The sequence below is a fragment of the Mycobacterium parmense genome, assembly GCF_010730575.1.
Taxonomy (GTDB): Bacteria; Actinomycetota; Actinomycetes; order Mycobacteriales; family Mycobacteriaceae; genus Mycobacterium; species Mycobacterium parmense.
The window spans coordinates 3,078,644-3,092,764 of record NZ_AP022614.1 but is presented as its reverse complement, the minus strand read 5'-3'; the positions used below and the strand labels follow the sequence as shown (position 1 = coordinate 3,092,764).

14 protein-coding genes are annotated in these 14,121 nt (G+C 72.1%); 5 read left to right on the top strand and 9 right to left on the bottom strand.

Translation table 11 applies throughout. The features are described 5' to 3' along the window. Nucleotides 1–61: 61 nt before the first annotated feature. Nucleotides 62–718, top strand: a complete 657-nt coding sequence (locus tag G6N48_RS14195) for a cation transporter (RefSeq protein ID WP_085270665.1) — start codon at nt 62–64, stop codon at nt 716–718. 9 nt (nt 719–727) lie between these two features. Here G6N48_RS14195 and ctpC read toward each other — a convergent pair whose 3' ends face one another. The 4 genes from ctpC to G6N48_RS14175 form a co-directional block, all read right to left on the bottom strand. After that, nucleotides 728–2,836: a manganese-exporting P-type ATPase CtpC gene (gene ctpC / locus G6N48_RS14190; protein ID WP_139825908.1), complete on the bottom strand. Its 2,109-nt coding sequence runs from the start codon at nt 2,834–2,836 to the stop codon at nt 728–730. A 92-nt stretch (nt 2,837–2,928) separates the two neighbouring features. Next, complete coding sequence (locus G6N48_RS14185) at nt 2,929–3,210, bottom strand: DUF1490 family protein (RefSeq protein WP_085270688.1); 282 nt, start codon at nt 3,208–3,210, stop codon at nt 2,929–2,931. A gap of 79 nt (nt 3,211–3,289) precedes the next feature. Beyond that, entirely contained in the window at nt 3,290–4,021 is a 732-nt protein-coding gene (locus G6N48_RS14180) for a TIGR03089 family protein (RefSeq protein WP_197745593.1), read from the bottom strand. Next, a complete protein-coding gene (locus G6N48_RS14175) occupies nt 4,009–5,478 on the bottom strand; it encodes an LCP family protein (RefSeq protein WP_085270667.1) in 1,470 nt (489 codons plus the stop codon). Before G6N48_RS14175 ends, G6N48_RS14180 begins: the two co-directional genes overlap by 13 nt. 78 nt (nt 5,479–5,556) lie before the next feature. Here G6N48_RS14175 and rfbD point away from each other — a divergent pair, with 78 nt between their 5' ends. From rfbD to manB, 3 genes are read left to right on the top strand one after another with little or no spacing between them, the layout of a single operon-like run. After that, nucleotides 5,557–6,471, top strand: a complete 915-nt coding sequence (gene rfbD, locus G6N48_RS14170) for a dTDP-4-dehydrorhamnose reductase (RefSeq protein WP_085270668.1) — start codon at nt 5,557–5,559, stop codon at nt 6,469–6,471. After that, nucleotides 6,464–7,354: a glycosyltransferase family 2 protein gene (locus G6N48_RS14165; protein WP_085270669.1), complete on the top strand. Its 891-nt coding sequence runs from the start codon at nt 6,464–6,466 to the stop codon at nt 7,352–7,354. Before rfbD ends, G6N48_RS14165 begins: the two co-directional genes overlap by 8 nt. A gap of 13 nt (nt 7,355–7,367) precedes the next feature. Next, nucleotides 7,368–8,447, top strand: coding sequence for a mannose-1-phosphate guanylyltransferase (gene manB / locus G6N48_RS14160; protein WP_085270690.1), 1,080 nt, complete (start codon nt 7,368–7,370; stop codon nt 8,445–8,447). Between the two features lie 34 nt (nt 8,448–8,481). Here manB and G6N48_RS14155 read toward each other — a convergent pair whose 3' ends face one another. Genes G6N48_RS14155 through cofD form a run of 4 tightly spaced genes read right to left on the bottom strand, consistent with a single transcriptional unit; the run spans nt 8,482 to nt 12,960 of the window. Continuing rightward, complete coding sequence (locus G6N48_RS14155) at nt 8,482–9,021, bottom strand: NUDIX hydrolase (protein ID WP_085270691.1); 540 nt, start codon at nt 9,019–9,021, stop codon at nt 8,482–8,484. Further along, nucleotides 9,018–10,604, bottom strand: coding sequence for an Eco57I restriction-modification methylase domain-containing protein (locus tag G6N48_RS14150; protein WP_085270692.1), 1,587 nt, complete (start codon nt 10,602–10,604; stop codon nt 9,018–9,020). The genes G6N48_RS14155 and G6N48_RS14150 overlap by 4 nt, the downstream gene beginning before the upstream one ends. A gap of 5 nt (nt 10,605–10,609) precedes the next feature. Further along, complete coding sequence (locus G6N48_RS14145; RefSeq protein ID WP_085270670.1) at nt 10,610–11,950, bottom strand: coenzyme F420-0:L-glutamate ligase; 1,341 nt, start codon at nt 11,948–11,950, stop codon at nt 10,610–10,612. After that, complete coding sequence (gene cofD, locus G6N48_RS14140) at nt 11,947–12,960, bottom strand: 2-phospho-L-lactate transferase (protein ID WP_085270671.1); 1,014 nt, start codon at nt 12,958–12,960, stop codon at nt 11,947–11,949. Before cofD ends, G6N48_RS14145 begins: the two co-directional genes overlap by 4 nt. A 327-nt stretch (nt 12,961–13,287) precedes the next feature. Between cofD and G6N48_RS14135 the strand changes: the two genes are divergently transcribed. Then, nucleotides 13,288–13,620 (top strand): WhiB family transcriptional regulator, encoded by a 333-nt coding sequence (locus tag G6N48_RS14135; protein WP_085270673.1) that lies wholly within the window; start codon nt 13,288–13,290, stop codon nt 13,618–13,620. A gap of 21 nt (nt 13,621–13,641) precedes the next feature. Here G6N48_RS14135 and G6N48_RS14130 read toward each other — a convergent pair whose 3' ends face one another. After that, nucleotides 13,642–14,064, bottom strand: coding sequence for a metallopeptidase family protein (locus G6N48_RS14130; RefSeq protein WP_085270674.1), 423 nt, complete (start codon nt 14,062–14,064; stop codon nt 13,642–13,644). Nucleotides 14,065–14,121: the final 57 nt, after the last annotated feature.

Here is a 14,121-nt window from a genome sequence, read left to right as displayed (position 1 = left end):
GGTTGTGTAACCGCCGGGTGTCTTTGCCCGGCGGGTGCGTGATCGCGGCTAGCCTCGGGCGATGGCCATTTCCTCCGCCCTCGCCGGTGACTGCGCCGTCAGCGCGCCGCTCGACATCGGCTGGCAGCGCAGCGCCGAGTGGGCGCGCCGGCTGGCGTGGGTCAGCCTGGCGGTCGTGCTCGTCGAGGGTGTGGTCGGGCTGTGGCAGGGCCTGGCTGTCGGGTCCGTCGCACTCACCGGGTGGGCGCTCGGTGGGGTGTCCGAGGCCCTGGCCAGCGCGATGGTGGTGTGGCGCTTCAGCGGAGCCCGCACCTTCTCGCAGCACGCCGAGCGGCGCGCGCAGCGCGGCGTGGCGGTGTCGTTCTGGCTGACCGCCCCCTACATAGCCGCCGAATCCCTTCGGGAGTTGACCGGTGGGCACCACGCCGAGACGTCGGTGATCGGCATCGCGCTGACGGCCGCCGGGCTGCTGCTCATGCCGATCCTGGGGCGGGCCAACCGCCGGTTGGGCGAGCGGCTGGACTCGGGAGCCACCGAAGCCGAAGGCATCCAGAACTATCTGTGCGCCGCCCAGGCGGCCGGGGTGCTGGTCGGCCTGGCCGCCGCGGCGCTGTGGTCCGGCGGCTGGCGGATCGACCCGGCGGTCGGGCTGGGCATCGCCGGCGTCGCCGCGTGGCAGGGCGTTCGGGCCTGGCGCGGCCACGACTGCGGCTGTTAGTGCCGCCGGTCAGTCCAGCCGGTAGCGGATCAGCCGGGAGCTGTTGGCCACCACCGCCACCGAGGACGCGTTGTGCAGGATCGCGGCCAGCACGGGGGACAGCGCACCGCCCGCCCCGATCAGCAGCCCGGCGGCGTTGACGGCGATGGACATTCCGTAGTTCTCCCGGATGACGTCCACCGCGCGCGAACCCAGGTCCCGCACGTCGAGCAGGCGGTGCAGGTCGTCGTTGGCCAGCGCCACGTCGGCGGTCTCGACGGCGACGTCGGTGCCGGCCAAACCCATGGCGATGCCGATGTCGGCAGCGGCCAGCGCCGGCGCGTCGTTGATGCCGTCGCCGACCATGCCGACGATGAAGCCGGCTTCCTGCAGCTCGCGTACCACCTCGAGCTTGTCCTCGGGCATCACTTCGGCCCGCCACTCGTCGATCCCGAGTTCACCGGCGACGACCTCGGCGATCTCGGGGTGGTCGCCGGTGAGCATCACGATTCGGCGCACCCCGCCGGCCCGCAACTGCTCGAGCACCTCGGGCGCCTCGGCGCGCACCTCGTCGCGCAGGCTGATCAACCCCACCAGCGTGCCGTCCACCGCCAGCAGCAGCGGTGTCTCGGCCTGGCGCCGCAGCCGGTCCACCCATTCCGACGCCTTCTTCGACACCCGGACCTTCTCCGAGCGCAGCAGCGACGGGCTGCCCAGCAGCAGGGTCCGGCCGTCGGCCCAGGTCCGCATGCCCAGGCCCACCAGGACCTCGCACTCCTCGTGCGGCGGGATGCTGATGTGGCGTTCCTCCGTCGAGCGGATCACCGCCTCGGCCAGCGGGTGCCGCGAGTGGATCTCCGAGCTGGCCGCGTAGGCCAGCACCTGCTCGGGCTCCCAATCTTTGTGCATCGCAACGATGTTGGTGACCACGGGGCGCCCGACGGTCAACGTCCCGGTCTTGTCGAAGACGATCGCGTCGACCCGCCCGGCCCGCTCCAGGTGGGAGCCGCCCTTGATCAGCATGCCGCGGCGGGCGCCGTTGCCGATCGCGGCGCTGATCGCGGTCGGCGTGGCCAGGCCGACCGCGCACGGGCAGGCGACCAACAGCATCGTCATCGCGCGGCGGACGTCACCGGTGACGGCCAGGGTCAGCGCGGACACGATGAACGACGTGGGCACGAACCGGCGGGAGAAGGTCTCGCCCACCGTCTGGATGGGCGCCCGGTCGTGCTGGGCCTCCTCGACGCGGGCGATGATGCGGCCGATGGCCGTCTGGTTGCCGACGGCCTGGGCGCGCACCACCAAACGGCCGCGCACCACCACCGAGCCCGCGTGCACATGTGCACCCGCCACGACGCTGACCGGCAGGTTCTCGCCGGTGATCGCGGACTGGTTGACGATCGCCTCGCCGTCGACGACCTCGCCGTCGACCGGAATGGCGACGTGGTCGTGCACCACCACCTCGTCGCCGATCTGCAGGCTGTCGGTGGGTACCTGGACTTCGGTGCCGGCCTGCGGCCCGTCCGTCAGGCGGATCCACGCCGTGTCCCGGCTACCGCGCAGCAGCTCGGAGATGGCGCGCCGGGTCCGGCGCAGCGTCAGGTCCTGCAGGTACTCGCCGATGTTGAGCAGCCACAGCACGGTCAGGGCGACGACGTTCTCGCGCAGCACCAGGCTGGCCACGGTCGCGGCCGACACCAGCGCGTCGGTGCCGGCGCGCCCCGAGCGCAGGGAGCGCAGCGCCCCGCGCAGGAACGGATAGCCGGTGAAGACGGTGACGCCGGTCGCCAGGACCCGCCCGTTCGGTCCGAGCAGCGCCGGCCGCGCGAACACGTAGCGCCGCACGCCCAGCAGGGCCAGCGCCGCGCCGCCGACGACCATGCGCAGCACGTCGGCGTTGCGGATCTCGTCCGAGTGCGGGGCCCGCGCCGGGATGAGCTCGGGGGCGACGCGCGCGGCGGCGCCGATCGCCGCCAGCACCGCGGGCCGGTCGGCGCGCCGCGGCGAGTACCAGACGACGACGGAGCCGGTGCGCGGGTAGGCGTGTACCGCGCGCACGCCGGCCTGGTGGGCGACGGACTCCTCGACGGCCACGGCGCGCCGGGAATCGCCGCGCACCCAGTCGACCGACACCCGCATGCGTCCCGCGGCATCCGAGATCACCCGCAACGCGGGGTCGTTGGACGGGGAATCGTCGACGACCAGGGCGAGGGACACGTCCGCCCGCCCGATCAGTGGTCGTGCTGGTGGGCGTCGGTGACCGACGGGGTGGGGGCTTCCTCGCCGATGCGTTCGCGGGCCTCGGCCATGACGTCGGCGAGCTTGAGCCGCGCCGACTCCGCCGCCTCCTCCGCCTTGCGGGTCCCGCGCAGCCCGAGTTCGGCCGCCGAGACCGCGGTCTCGTGCAGCGGCGCCCTGGCCACCGCCTTGCGCACCAGCTCGTAGGCCGTCACCCCGACCAGGCCGGTGGCCACCGTCGATGCCGCTTTCGCCAAGAGCCCGTACGCCGCCATTGTGGGAACCTCCTCGTCGATTGCCACGACGTTAACATTGGCATATTGCGATATCAATATGTATTCCCGGCGAATACACCTACAGCACCCGCGTGACCTTCTCGGACTCCATGCGGCGCTGCAGCGCCGACGGGTCGGGATTGGCCACCTGCACCAGCGACGCGCCCACGGCCAGGACCGCTAGCAGGCCGTCCACCAGCTCGCCCGGCCCGGACCACGACGCGCTCGAGAGCACCCGGTCCTTGGCGGTCAAATCCCTTGCCGCAGCGGCGCTTTCGCAATCCGCGAGGACCTCGTCGACCGATCGGCCGGCCAGCGCCGGACCCGGGTGGTCTTCGGCGACGATCTGGTCGCCGTGCACCCGCACCGCCGTCGCGTAGTCGGTGACGCCGACGGGCAGGCCGGCCACCGGGCGGCCGAACGCGTCCAGGGACAGCACGGCCACCTCGCCCCCCGGCGCCGCTTCGTCCGCCTCGTCGAGCCTTTCGACGGTGCACAGGGCCACGTCCGCGGCGGGGTCCGCGGGGCCCACCCCGAGTACCGCCTCGGCCCCGATCCACCACACACCGAACAGCACCGCCGCCGTCTGCCAGTGCGCCGGCAGGAGCACCGCGACCCGGCTGCCCGGCCCGGCCCCCAACTCGTCGCGCAGCAGGTTGCCGGTCTTGGCGGCCCAGTTGGCCAGCGTCGCCGCCGACAACTCGATGCGCTCGCCGGTCGCGTCGTCGTAATAGGTGATGCGCGGACCGACGGGGTCGGCCCGCAACATCGGGCCCAGGATGGCGCCGGACAGCGTGTTCAGTTGATGCACTCCGGCTTGTCGGAGCCGGCGGTCAGGATCGGTGAGGGCGCCGGAACGTTCGGGTCGGCCGCCCCTCCGGCTTTGGACACCGCGGCGGCGCTCACCAGGCCGCCGTCGGAAAGCCCGGAGCCCGGGCCGGTGTAGTCGTTGGCCAGCACCACCCGGACCGATCCCGGTGCCAGCGAGGGGTCCGGGACCACCGGCAGGCCACCCAGCTCCTTGGAGATCTGCTGCGCGCCCAGGTCGTCGCCCTTGGCCGCCCGCACCTGGCTGGCCTTGACGTGGCCGCCGTCGTTGTTGCCGACGGTGCCGGTGGCGAAGCCCTTGGACGTCAGCACTTGCGACACCGATGCCGCCAGCCCGTTGATGTCGGTGTCGTTGACCACGCTGGCGGTGGTCTTGTCGGGGGTGTAGGCGATCTGCTCGGTCTTGCCCTGCTCCTGGTCGTGCAGCAGGCTCCCGACCCACTCCTGCACCTGGTGCGGGTCCACCCGCACCACGCTCTGCATGCCGTCGTCGCTCCAGCCGGCCCCGTCGAGCACCGGGATGGTGGCGAAGGCGACGTTGCCGCCGGCCAGCTTCTGCATCTGCTGGACGAAGTCCATGACGTCCCAGCCCGCCGAGATCACCACCGAGCGCTGGACCGCCGCCTCCAGCCGCTTGATCGTCGCGGGGCTGGACAACGTCTGGCCGGAGATCACCCGGTGAGCCAGCGAGGCCATCACCACCTGCTGGCGGACCACCCGGTCGAGGTCACCGCGCGGCAGCTCGTGGCGCTGGCGGACGAAGCTCAGCGCCTCCGGGCCGGACAGCCGCTGCTGGCCGGCGGGGAAGTCCGCGCCCGACAGCGGTTCGAACACCGGCTCTTTGAGGCAGACGTCGACGCCGCCGAGCGCGTCGGTGATCAAGGCGAAGCCGAGCAGCCCGATCTCGGCATAGTGGTCGACGGTGACGCCGGTGAGGTCGGCGACGGTCTTGATCAGGGCGTCCCGCCCGGCCTGGGTGCCCTGCGCCGCGGCGTCCTGAGCGGAGTCGCCGGCCTTGACCAGGTTGGCCCGCTTCGCCTCGCGCGTCTGGCCGTAGACGCCGTTGATCTTGGTCTTGCCCAGGCCCGGGGCCTGGACGTAGGAGTCGCGGGGGATCGAGATCGCGGTCGCCGACTTCCCGTTGTTGGGGATCCGGATCAGGATGATCGTGTCGGTGTTCGTGGCTTCCTCGTCGCCGGCGCGCAGGGTCTCGAGCTCCTCCTGCGAGAGCGGGTTGCCGTGCGCGTCGGTGCGGCTGTCGAGCCCGACCAGCAGGATGTCGATCGCGCCGTCGTCGCCGCCTTTGCCGAGCGAGGCCGCGGACATGTGGAAGATGCCGTCTTCGAAGGACCGGACATTGCTCCACGCGACCCCGGTGCCCAGGACCACCACGAGGGTCAGCGCAGCGGCAACCACACGAATCACACGTTGCACAGGCATCCCACTAGATTACTTGCGGCCCAGCTGCTTCACGGGTAGCGATCCCCGGCGTGCCCGGCCCGTGCCAAACTCGATGCCATGTCGGGACGCATTGTCATAGCCGGAGGCGGTGGTCAGCTGGGTGCCTGCCTGGCGTCGCTGGCCGCCGGTCAGGGACGCGACACGGTCGCGTGCACGTCGTCGCAGTGGGACATCACCGATGCGGCCGCCGCCGAACGGCTGGTCGGGCGCGGCGACGTCGTGATCAACTGCGCCGCCTACACCGACGTCGACGGAGCCGAGAGCGACGAGGCCCGCGCCTACGCGGTCAACGCCGAGGGCCCGGGTCACATCGCGAAGGCCTGCGCCCGCGCCGGCGCCCGGCTGATCCACGTGTCCACCGACTACGTGTTCAGCGGCGACTTCGGCGGGGCGCAGCCCCGCCCGTACGAGCCCAGCGACCCCACCGACGCGCACGGGGTGTACGGCCTGAGCAAGCTCGCAGGCGAACGGGCCGTGCAAGAGGCGTACCCGGACGCCTCCAATTGCGTCGTGGTCCGCACCGCCTGGGTCTACACCGGCGGCACCGGCAAGGATTTCGTCGCCGTCATGCGCCGGCTGGCCGGCGGCGACAAGCCGGTGAACGTGGTCGACGACCAGACCGGCTCGCCGACCTACGTCGCCGACCTCGCCGCCGCGCTGCTGCAGATCGTCGACGACGGCGTGCCCGGCCCCATCCTGCACGCGGCCAACGAGGGCGCGTGCTCCCGGTTCGAGCAGACCCGCGCGATCTTCGAGGAGTGCGGCGCCGACCCGTCGCGCGTGCACCCGGTCAGCACGGCCGAGTTCCCGCGACCGGCGCCGCGGCCCACCTATTCGGCACTGTCGGGCCGCGAATCCGCCGCGGCGGGGCTGACCCCGCTGCGGCCCTGGCGGGATGCGCTCGTGGCGGCGCTGGCCGCCGCTGCGACCGACGCCGACGGCCCGCGACCGCTACCCTCTACGCGTGACTGACGTCCTGCCGGTCGTGACGGTGACCTACTCGCCGGGCCCCCATCTGGAGCGTTTCCTGGCCTCGTTGCCGATGGCCACCGAGCGGCCGGTGAGCGTGCTGCTGGCCGACAACGGCTCGGTCGACGGCACCCCGGAGGCGGCGGTGGAGCGCTACCCGAACGTCCGCCTCTTCCACACCGGCGGCAACGTCGGCTACGGCACCGCGATCAACCGGGCGGTGGCGCAGCTCGACCAGGGTTCGGAAGAGGACCGGGACTGGGTGATCATCGCCAACCCGGACGTGCAGTGGGGACCCGGCAGCATCGACGCCCTGCTGGAGGCCGCCACCCGCTGGCCGCGCGCCGGCGCGCTGGGCCCGCTGATCCGCGATCCCGACGGGTCGGTGTACCCGTCGGCGCGCCACCAGCCCAGCCTGCTTCGCGGCGGCATGCACGCCGTCGTCGGTCCCCTCTGGAAGCGCAATCCCTGGACGGCGGCGTACCGCCAGGAGCGCCAGGAGCCCAGCGAGCGCCCGGTGGGGTGGCTGTCGGGATCCTGCCTTCTGGTGCGGCGTTGCGCGTTCAGTGAGATCGGCGGGTTCGACGAGCGCTACTTCATGTACATGGAGGACGTCGACCTCGGCGACCGGCTCGGCCGGGCCGGCTGGCTGAGCGTCTACGCGCCCTCGGCCGAGGTGCTGCACCACAAGGGTCACTCCACCGGCCACGACCCGGCCAGCCACCTCGCCGCCCACCACCGCAGCACGTATCTCTTCCTGGCCGATCGGCACGCCGGCTGGCGGCGCGCGCCGCTGCGCTGGACGCTGCGCGCGTCGCTGGCCATGCGGTCGCGGCTGATGGTGCGCAACGCGGTACGTCGGAAGCTGGCAGAAGGGCGGCGCTGAAGTGGCGAACGTGTTGGGAGGCTCTCAGGTTGACGCCGTGGTCCTGGTCGGTGGCAAGGGCACCCGGCTGCGGCCGCTGACACTGTCGGCGCCCAAGCCGATGCTGCCGACGGCCGGGCTGCCGTTCCTGACGCATCTGTTGTCGCGGATCGCGGCGGCGGGCATCGAGCACGTGATCCTCAGCACGTCGTACAAGGCGGCGGTGTTCGAGGCGGAGTTCGGTGACGGCTCGAAGCTGGGCCTGCAGATCGACTACGTGACCGAGGAGACCCCGCTGGGCACCGGCGGCGGCATCGCGAACGTCGCCGACAAGCTGCGCCACGACACCGCGATGGTGTTCAACGGCGACGTGCTCTCGGGCGCCGACCTGGGCCAGCTGCTGGACTTCCACCAGACCAACCGCGCCGACGTGACCCTGCACCTGGTCCGCGTCGGCGACCCGCGCGCGTTCGGCTGCGTGCCCACCGACGACCAGGGCCGGGTCACCGCGTTCCTGGAGAAGACGCAGGACCCGCCGACCGACCAGATCAACGCCGGCTGTTACGTCTTCGGACGCGCGATGATCGACCGGATCCCGCGCGGCCGCGAGGTCTCCGTCGAGCGCGAGGTGTTCCCCGCCCTGCTCTCGGACGCCGACGTCAAGGTCTGCGGATACGTCGACGCCACCTACTGGCGGGACATGGGCACACCCGAAGACTTCGTGCGCGGTTCGGCGGACCTGGTCCGCGGGATCGCCCCGTCACCGGCGCTGCGGGGCCACCGCGGGGAGCAGCTGGTCCACGACGGCGCGGCGGTGTCGCCGGGCGCGGTGCTGATCGGCGGCACGGTCGTCGGGCGGGGCGCCGAGATCGGCCCCGGCGTGCGGCTGGACGGCGCGGTGGTCTTCGACGGCGTCAAGGTCGAGGCCGGCAGCGTGATCGAGCGCTCGATCATCGGCTTCGGGGTGCGCATCGGCCCGCGGGCGCTGATCCGCGACGGCGTCATCGGCGACGGCGCCGACATCGGCGCGCGCTGCGAGCTGCTGCGCGGCGCCCGGGTCTGGCCCGGTATCTCCATTCCCGACGGCGGGATCCGCTACTCCTCGGACGTCTAGCCCGCTGGCTGTCCCGCCGGGCGTGCGGCTGACGTCACGATCGACGCGTGGCCCGCGCGACCAGATAGGCCAGCGCGTCGTCGCTGCCGTCCGGCAGCGCGTCGACCGGCCACCAGCGCAGGTCCACCGACTCGTCGCTGATCGCGATGTGCACGCCGGCGGGCGCGTGCGCGACGAACTGCAGGTCCAGGTGACGGGTCGGCACACCCAGCGAACACGTGACCGGGTGGACGTGCACCGCGGCCAGCTCGGGGTCGATGCGCAGGGCGTCGACTCCGGACTCCTCGGTGGCCTCGCGCAGCGCGGCGGCGACGATGTCGGCGTCACCGGCGTCGCAGTGGCCGCCCAGCTGCACCCAGCGGCCCACCCGGGGATGCAGGGTCAGCAGCACCCGGGTGCCCGTGTGGTCGAGCACCAGGGCCGAGGCGGTGACGTGGCCCGGCACGCACTCGCGCAGGCAGGCGTCGGGACGGCCGTGCACGAAGGCCAGCACGGCGTGCCGCAACGAGTCCTGCGCAGGATCGGGCGGGTGCCAATGGGTCAGGACCGAGATCGCCGACTCCCGAACGCTCACCGCGACCGCCGCCCCGCCCGGCGATCGCGCAGCGCCTCCCACGCGGACCGGCACTGCGCCACCAGCTCCGGCGACAGGCCGAGCCCGTCGACGAGGACGCGCCGGTCCACGAGGTCGAGCGCCCGCAGGGTCTCGCCGGACTTCAGCAGCAGGTCGACGTCGCGGGCGAGTTCGGCGTCGGCGAGGGCCGGCGGGGGCACGGGCAGCTGTTCGGCCTCCCCGGGTTCCAGCTCGAGGATGCCGCCGCCGTAACTGCGGCCCATGATCTCGGCGAAGGCGAACGTCGCGCTGTTGTGGAACACCGCGGCGAGCGCGCCGGCCCGGACGCCCGCGCCGAGCCGGACCCGGTGCACGGTGTCGGTGCTGGTGGCACCGGCGGCGTTGACGGTCAGTCGCGGCGCCAGGTGGACCTGGCGCAGCATGAACAGGTCGGGGCACCACAGCGACGGGGTGACCCACCACGGCTTGCGGATGGAGCACTTGTACCCGCTGTGGACGCCCGCGGCCTCCCCGGCTGCGATGTGGGCGAGCAGGGCCGGATCGACCGGCTCGCGGGGCGCGCTCAGCAGCCACGTCCGGCGACCGGCGGCGAGGTCGCTTGCGCGGCAATCGGTGTCATAGACCAGGCCGGACAGCTGGAAGCTGCGCGAGACGAGCGGGACGCAGTGCGCTGTCAGGCCGAGCTCGCGGGCCTGCGCGTCGGTGAAGGTGAAGAAGGTGTTGCGGCCCGTCACGATGCCGACGTCGACCTCGGCGACGGCGCCGAGCCGGGGCATGGCCCCCGACGCCTTGAGCGCGCGCAGCTGCCGGATCGCGCCGGGGTCCAGGAAGTACTTGGTCCACTTCTCGTCCTCGTGCAGCAGCGCGGGCGCAAAAGGACGGCGCTCGACGTCGAGGTCGGAGTCGGCGAGCGCGTCGGCGTCGGCAAGGTGGACCGTGCGCACCCGCGCCGGGCCGGGCCCGACGACACCGCAGAACAGCACGACCTCCTGCAGGACGCCGTCGAACACCAGCCGTTCGAAGGTGAGCAGCGTGATCTCGCGGAACCGCCTCAGCAGGAAGTCGCGCAGCTGCGCGGCATAGGAGACCTGCAGCAGCTCGGCGGGCAGCACCAGCCCCACCCGCCCGCCGTCGCGCACCAGCGCGGCGCTCGCCACCACGAAGGGCACCCAGGCGTTGGTGAGCCGGGTGGGGCGCAGTCCCTCCCGCCGCATCAGCTCCAGTGCCGGTGCGCGCTGGTCGGACGGCCAGTTCCCGAAGCGGATGTAGGGCGGGTTGCCCGCCACGGCGTCCCAGCCGCCGGGCCGGCTTCCGGCCGCCCAGGTGAAGAGGCTCTCGGCGTCCACGGGAGCGAATTCGCGGGCCTTCGCCGCCTCCGACTCGACGAGCTCCACGCCGCGGGCCCGGTCGGTGAGGCGGCCGAGCTCGCGCAGGATCGCGCCGTCGCCGCAGGACGGCTCGACGATCGCCGGGCCGGCTTCGCGGACCCAGCCGGCCAAGAACCTGGCGACGGCCGCCGGGGTGTAGTAGCCGCCGCGGATCTTGCCGGCCGACGCCGCCGCCTTGCCCGCGAACGTCTGCACCGACGTCACTTCCGAACCAGCAGGTCCGTGGTGGCGGCCGGGTCGCGGGGTCCGGCGGGCTCGGCGGCGTAGCCGACGGCGATGGCGCCCAACGGCTCCCAGTCGGCGGGCAGCTCCAGCTCGGCGCGCACCAGGTCGGCGGCAAAGATCGTCGAGCCGATCCAGCAACTGCCGAGCCCGCGCACCGCCAGCGCCACCAGCAGGGCCTGCACGGCCGCCCCGACGGCAACGGTGAACATGGTGTGCTCGGCGTCGGCGCGGGCGGCGTCGGGGTAGCTGTGCGCGCCGTCGGGAACCAGGAACGGGACCACGACTTCGGGTGCGTCGTAGAGGATCTGGCCGCGGTTCACGCGCCGTTCGACCGACTCGGCGGGCCTGCCGTCTGCGGCGAGGTCTGCGCGCCACTTGTCCTTCATGCGGTCCAGCAGCCGGATGCGGGCGGCCCGGTTCTGCAGCCAGACGAACCGGACCGGCCGGGTGTGGTGCGGGGCCGGCGCGGTGAGGGCCTCGGCGACCGCGTCCTCGAGCAGGTCCGGGGGCACCGGCTCGTCACCGAACCGCCGCACCGACCGGCGCAGCAGCTGAGCCTGCCGGCGGCCCAGCTCGATGGCCTCCGCGGTGCCGAGCCAGAACAGGTCCTCGGGTCCGGGTCGCAGCAACCGGCGTGCGGTCGTGCCGTCGTCGGCCAGCTTGAGCCCGCGCACGACGGCGACCGGCACGGCGGTGAGCTTGCCCTTGACCAGGTCGGCGGCCGCGGCGACCTCGTCGGCGATCGCGATCTCGGTGACCACCAGCTCGTTGCCGTGCGCGTCGACCGCGCCCGCATAGCTGTGCAGCACGGGCAGGCCCGCCGCGCCGATGGCGGTGTCGGTCTGGCCGTTGCGCCAGGCGCGGCCCATCGTGTCGGTGACGATCACCGCCACGTCGACGCCGAGCAACTCGCGCAGCCCGGCGCGCAGGGCGGCGGCGCTGGCGTCCGGGTCGACGGGCAGCAGCGCCAGCTCCCCGCGACCCACGTTGGAGCCGTCCACGCCCGCGGCGGCCTGGACCAGGCCGATCCGGCTCTCGGTGATCAGTGTCCGGCCCTTGCGCGCGAGCACGCGCACCGCCTCGTCGTCGACGAGCTTGCGCCGCAGCGCGTCCCGCTCCTCGGGGTCGCTCGGCGCGGGCACCAGCCGCCCCTCGCACTTGGAGACCGCCTTGCTGGTGACCACCACGACGTCGCGGTCCTGCAGCCACGGTGCGGCGGCCGCGACGGCCGCGCTCAGGTCGTCGCCGGGCCGGAACTCGGGAAGCCCCGTGACGGGCAGGATCTCGAGGGCGGCGGCGGTGCCGTGCTCGGTCACGCCGCGACGCCCGCGAGGTCGAGGCCCGCCCTGACCATCTCGGCCGTCGCCGCGGGGTCGGTCATCAGCAGCGGCACGGAGCGCACCGCGACCCCTTCGATGTCGGCCTGGAAGCCGGCCGGGTCGCCCTCGTGCACCAGCCAGCAGTCCAGGATGCCGGTGCCGCTGCGCGCCCCGTAGTGGCGCCCGACGGCCTCGGCGGTGGATTCCACGCCGATCACGCGCAGGCATTCATCGGCCATGCCGCGCAACGGCTTTCCGCCGATGATCGGCGAATAGCCGATCACCGGGGCGCTCGCCGCGCGCAGCGCGCCACGGATGCCGGGGACGGCCAGGATGGCGCCGACGCTCACCACCGGGTTGGACGGCGCCAGCATGATGACGTCCGCGTCGGCAATGGCCGCGACGGCTTCAGATGCGGCGCTTGCCTTTTCGGCGCCGACGAACGCAAAGCTGTGGGTGGGCACCTTGGCCCGGTGGCGCACCCACCACTCCTGGAAGTGGATCGCGCGCCGGCTGCCGTCGGCAGGGTCGGTGATCACCACATGGGTCTCGCAACGGTCGTCCGTGGCGGGCAGCAACCGCGCACCCGGTTGCCAACGGTCGCACAGGGCGGTGGTGATCTGTGACAGCGGGTAGCCGGCGTTGAGCATCTGGGTGCGCACCAGGTGCGTGCCCAGGTCGCGGTCGCCCAGCATGAACCAGTCGGGTTGCACGCCGTAGCGCGCCAATTCCTCTTTGGCGTGCCAGGTTTCGTCGCGGTGACCCCACCCTCGCTCCGGGTCAACACCTCCACCTAAGGTGTACATGCAGGTGTCCAGGTCCGGGCAGACCCGAAGTCCATGGATCCACGCGTCGTCGCCGATGTTGACGATCGCGCGGAGTTCGTGGGTGCCGGCCGGAGAGCCTTGGCCCTGCCGTTGATCGAACTGACCGAGCCCGAGCAACTGTTGAACACCCAGCAGGAAGCGGGCGCCGCCGACCCCGCCGACCAGAACCGTGACCTTCACATTGGTTGACAGTACTGCCCGCAACGTTGCGGATGGTGGGCGAGTGAGCGGTGTGATCGACACGCCGAAGGGTGGAAAACACGGAAACGCCGAAATCTGGTCACGAGATGATATGGAAATGCCCCATAACGCTTGACCCAGCAGGTCAACCCGTGTCTAATCACAACAGTGTCATTTCCCGGTTGGCCGGCCGATTCCGGTGTCGCAGGCCGAGATTCGATCACTTGTTCGAATTGTCTGTACATCAGAAAAGTGGGAATCACTCACTCTCTCAATCCAACTGAGGAGGCGGACGACCGCATGTCTTACGAACATCTCCGTGGCGTCATGGCTAGCACGCCGCACACCACCGTCGGCTCGGCACCGGTTTCCCGGCCGCACCTAACCGTTGTTCCCGATGTGCCCGCCGTCTTCGAGCCCGAGCCCGTGGCCGAGCCGGTCGCCGACCAGTGGCAGGACCGTGCACTGTGCGCGCAGACCGACCCCGAGGCGTTCTTCCCCGAGAAGGGCGGCTCCACCCGGGAGGCCAAGAAGATCTGCCTCGGCTGCGAGGTGCGCCACGAGTGCCTCGAGTACGCCCTCGAGCACGACGAGCGCTTCGGCATCTGGGGCGGCCTCTCCGAACGCGAGCGTCGCCGCCTCAAGCGCGGCATCATCTGACGCGCAACCGAACCGGAGAAACTAGTCGTCGTCGATCGTCGGGTCGATGACCGAGGGCTCAACGTCGAGATAGATGGCCACCTGGGCCACCAGGATCTCGTGCAACAACTCACCCAGTTCGACGGTGTCCTTGGCCCGTCGCTCAATAGGCTTGCGAAACAGCACAATTCGTGCCCGCGTGGCGTTGCCGCGGACATCTACACCCGCCGGGATCAAGCGGGCCAGCGCTATCGGGCCGTCGGCGATCACCTCGGGTGGCCACTGCACACTCTCGGGGTCCTTGGCCGCGATCCGCGGGATTTCGTCGACCGCGACGTCCAGCCCGGACAGCCGGTCCTGCCAGTGCTGCTCGATGGGTTCGTAGGCCTCCAGTACCGCCATGTCGAATCGCTCGGCGCGGCTGCGCCAGCCCGGCACCGTCGGCGGCAGCAGCGGACCGCGCATTTCGCGGCCTCGCCGGAAGGGTCGGTGTGGAGCCGAACCGTCCTGAGACCGATCTCG

What these genes read in the sequence shown, in the direction of transcription:
- G6N48_RS14195 (WP_085270665.1), top strand. Translation starts at nt 62, where the DNA reads ATGGCCATTTCCTCCGCCCTCGCCGGTGACTGCGCCGTCAGCGCGCCG.
- ctpC (WP_139825908.1), bottom strand. Translation starts at nt 2,836, where the DNA reads ATGCGGGTGTCGGTCGACTGGGTGCGCGGCGATTCCCGGCGCGCCGTG.
- G6N48_RS14185 (WP_085270688.1), bottom strand. Translation starts at nt 3,210, where the DNA reads ATGGCGGCGTACGGGCTCTTGGCGAAAGCGGCATCGACGGTGGCCACC.
- G6N48_RS14175 (WP_085270667.1), bottom strand. Translation starts at nt 5,478, where the DNA reads ATGCCTGTGCAACGTGTGATTCGTGTGGTTGCCGCTGCGCTGACCCTC.
- rfbD (WP_085270668.1), top strand. Translation starts at nt 5,557, where the DNA reads ATGTCGGGACGCATTGTCATAGCCGGAGGCGGTGGTCAGCTGGGTGCC.
- G6N48_RS14135 (WP_085270673.1), top strand. Translation starts at nt 13,288, where the DNA reads ATGGCTAGCACGCCGCACACCACCGTCGGCTCGGCACCGGTTTCCCGG.
- G6N48_RS14130 (WP_085270674.1), bottom strand. Translation starts at nt 14,064, where the DNA reads ATGCGCGGTCCGCTGCTGCCGCCGACGGTGCCGGGCTGGCGCAGCCGC.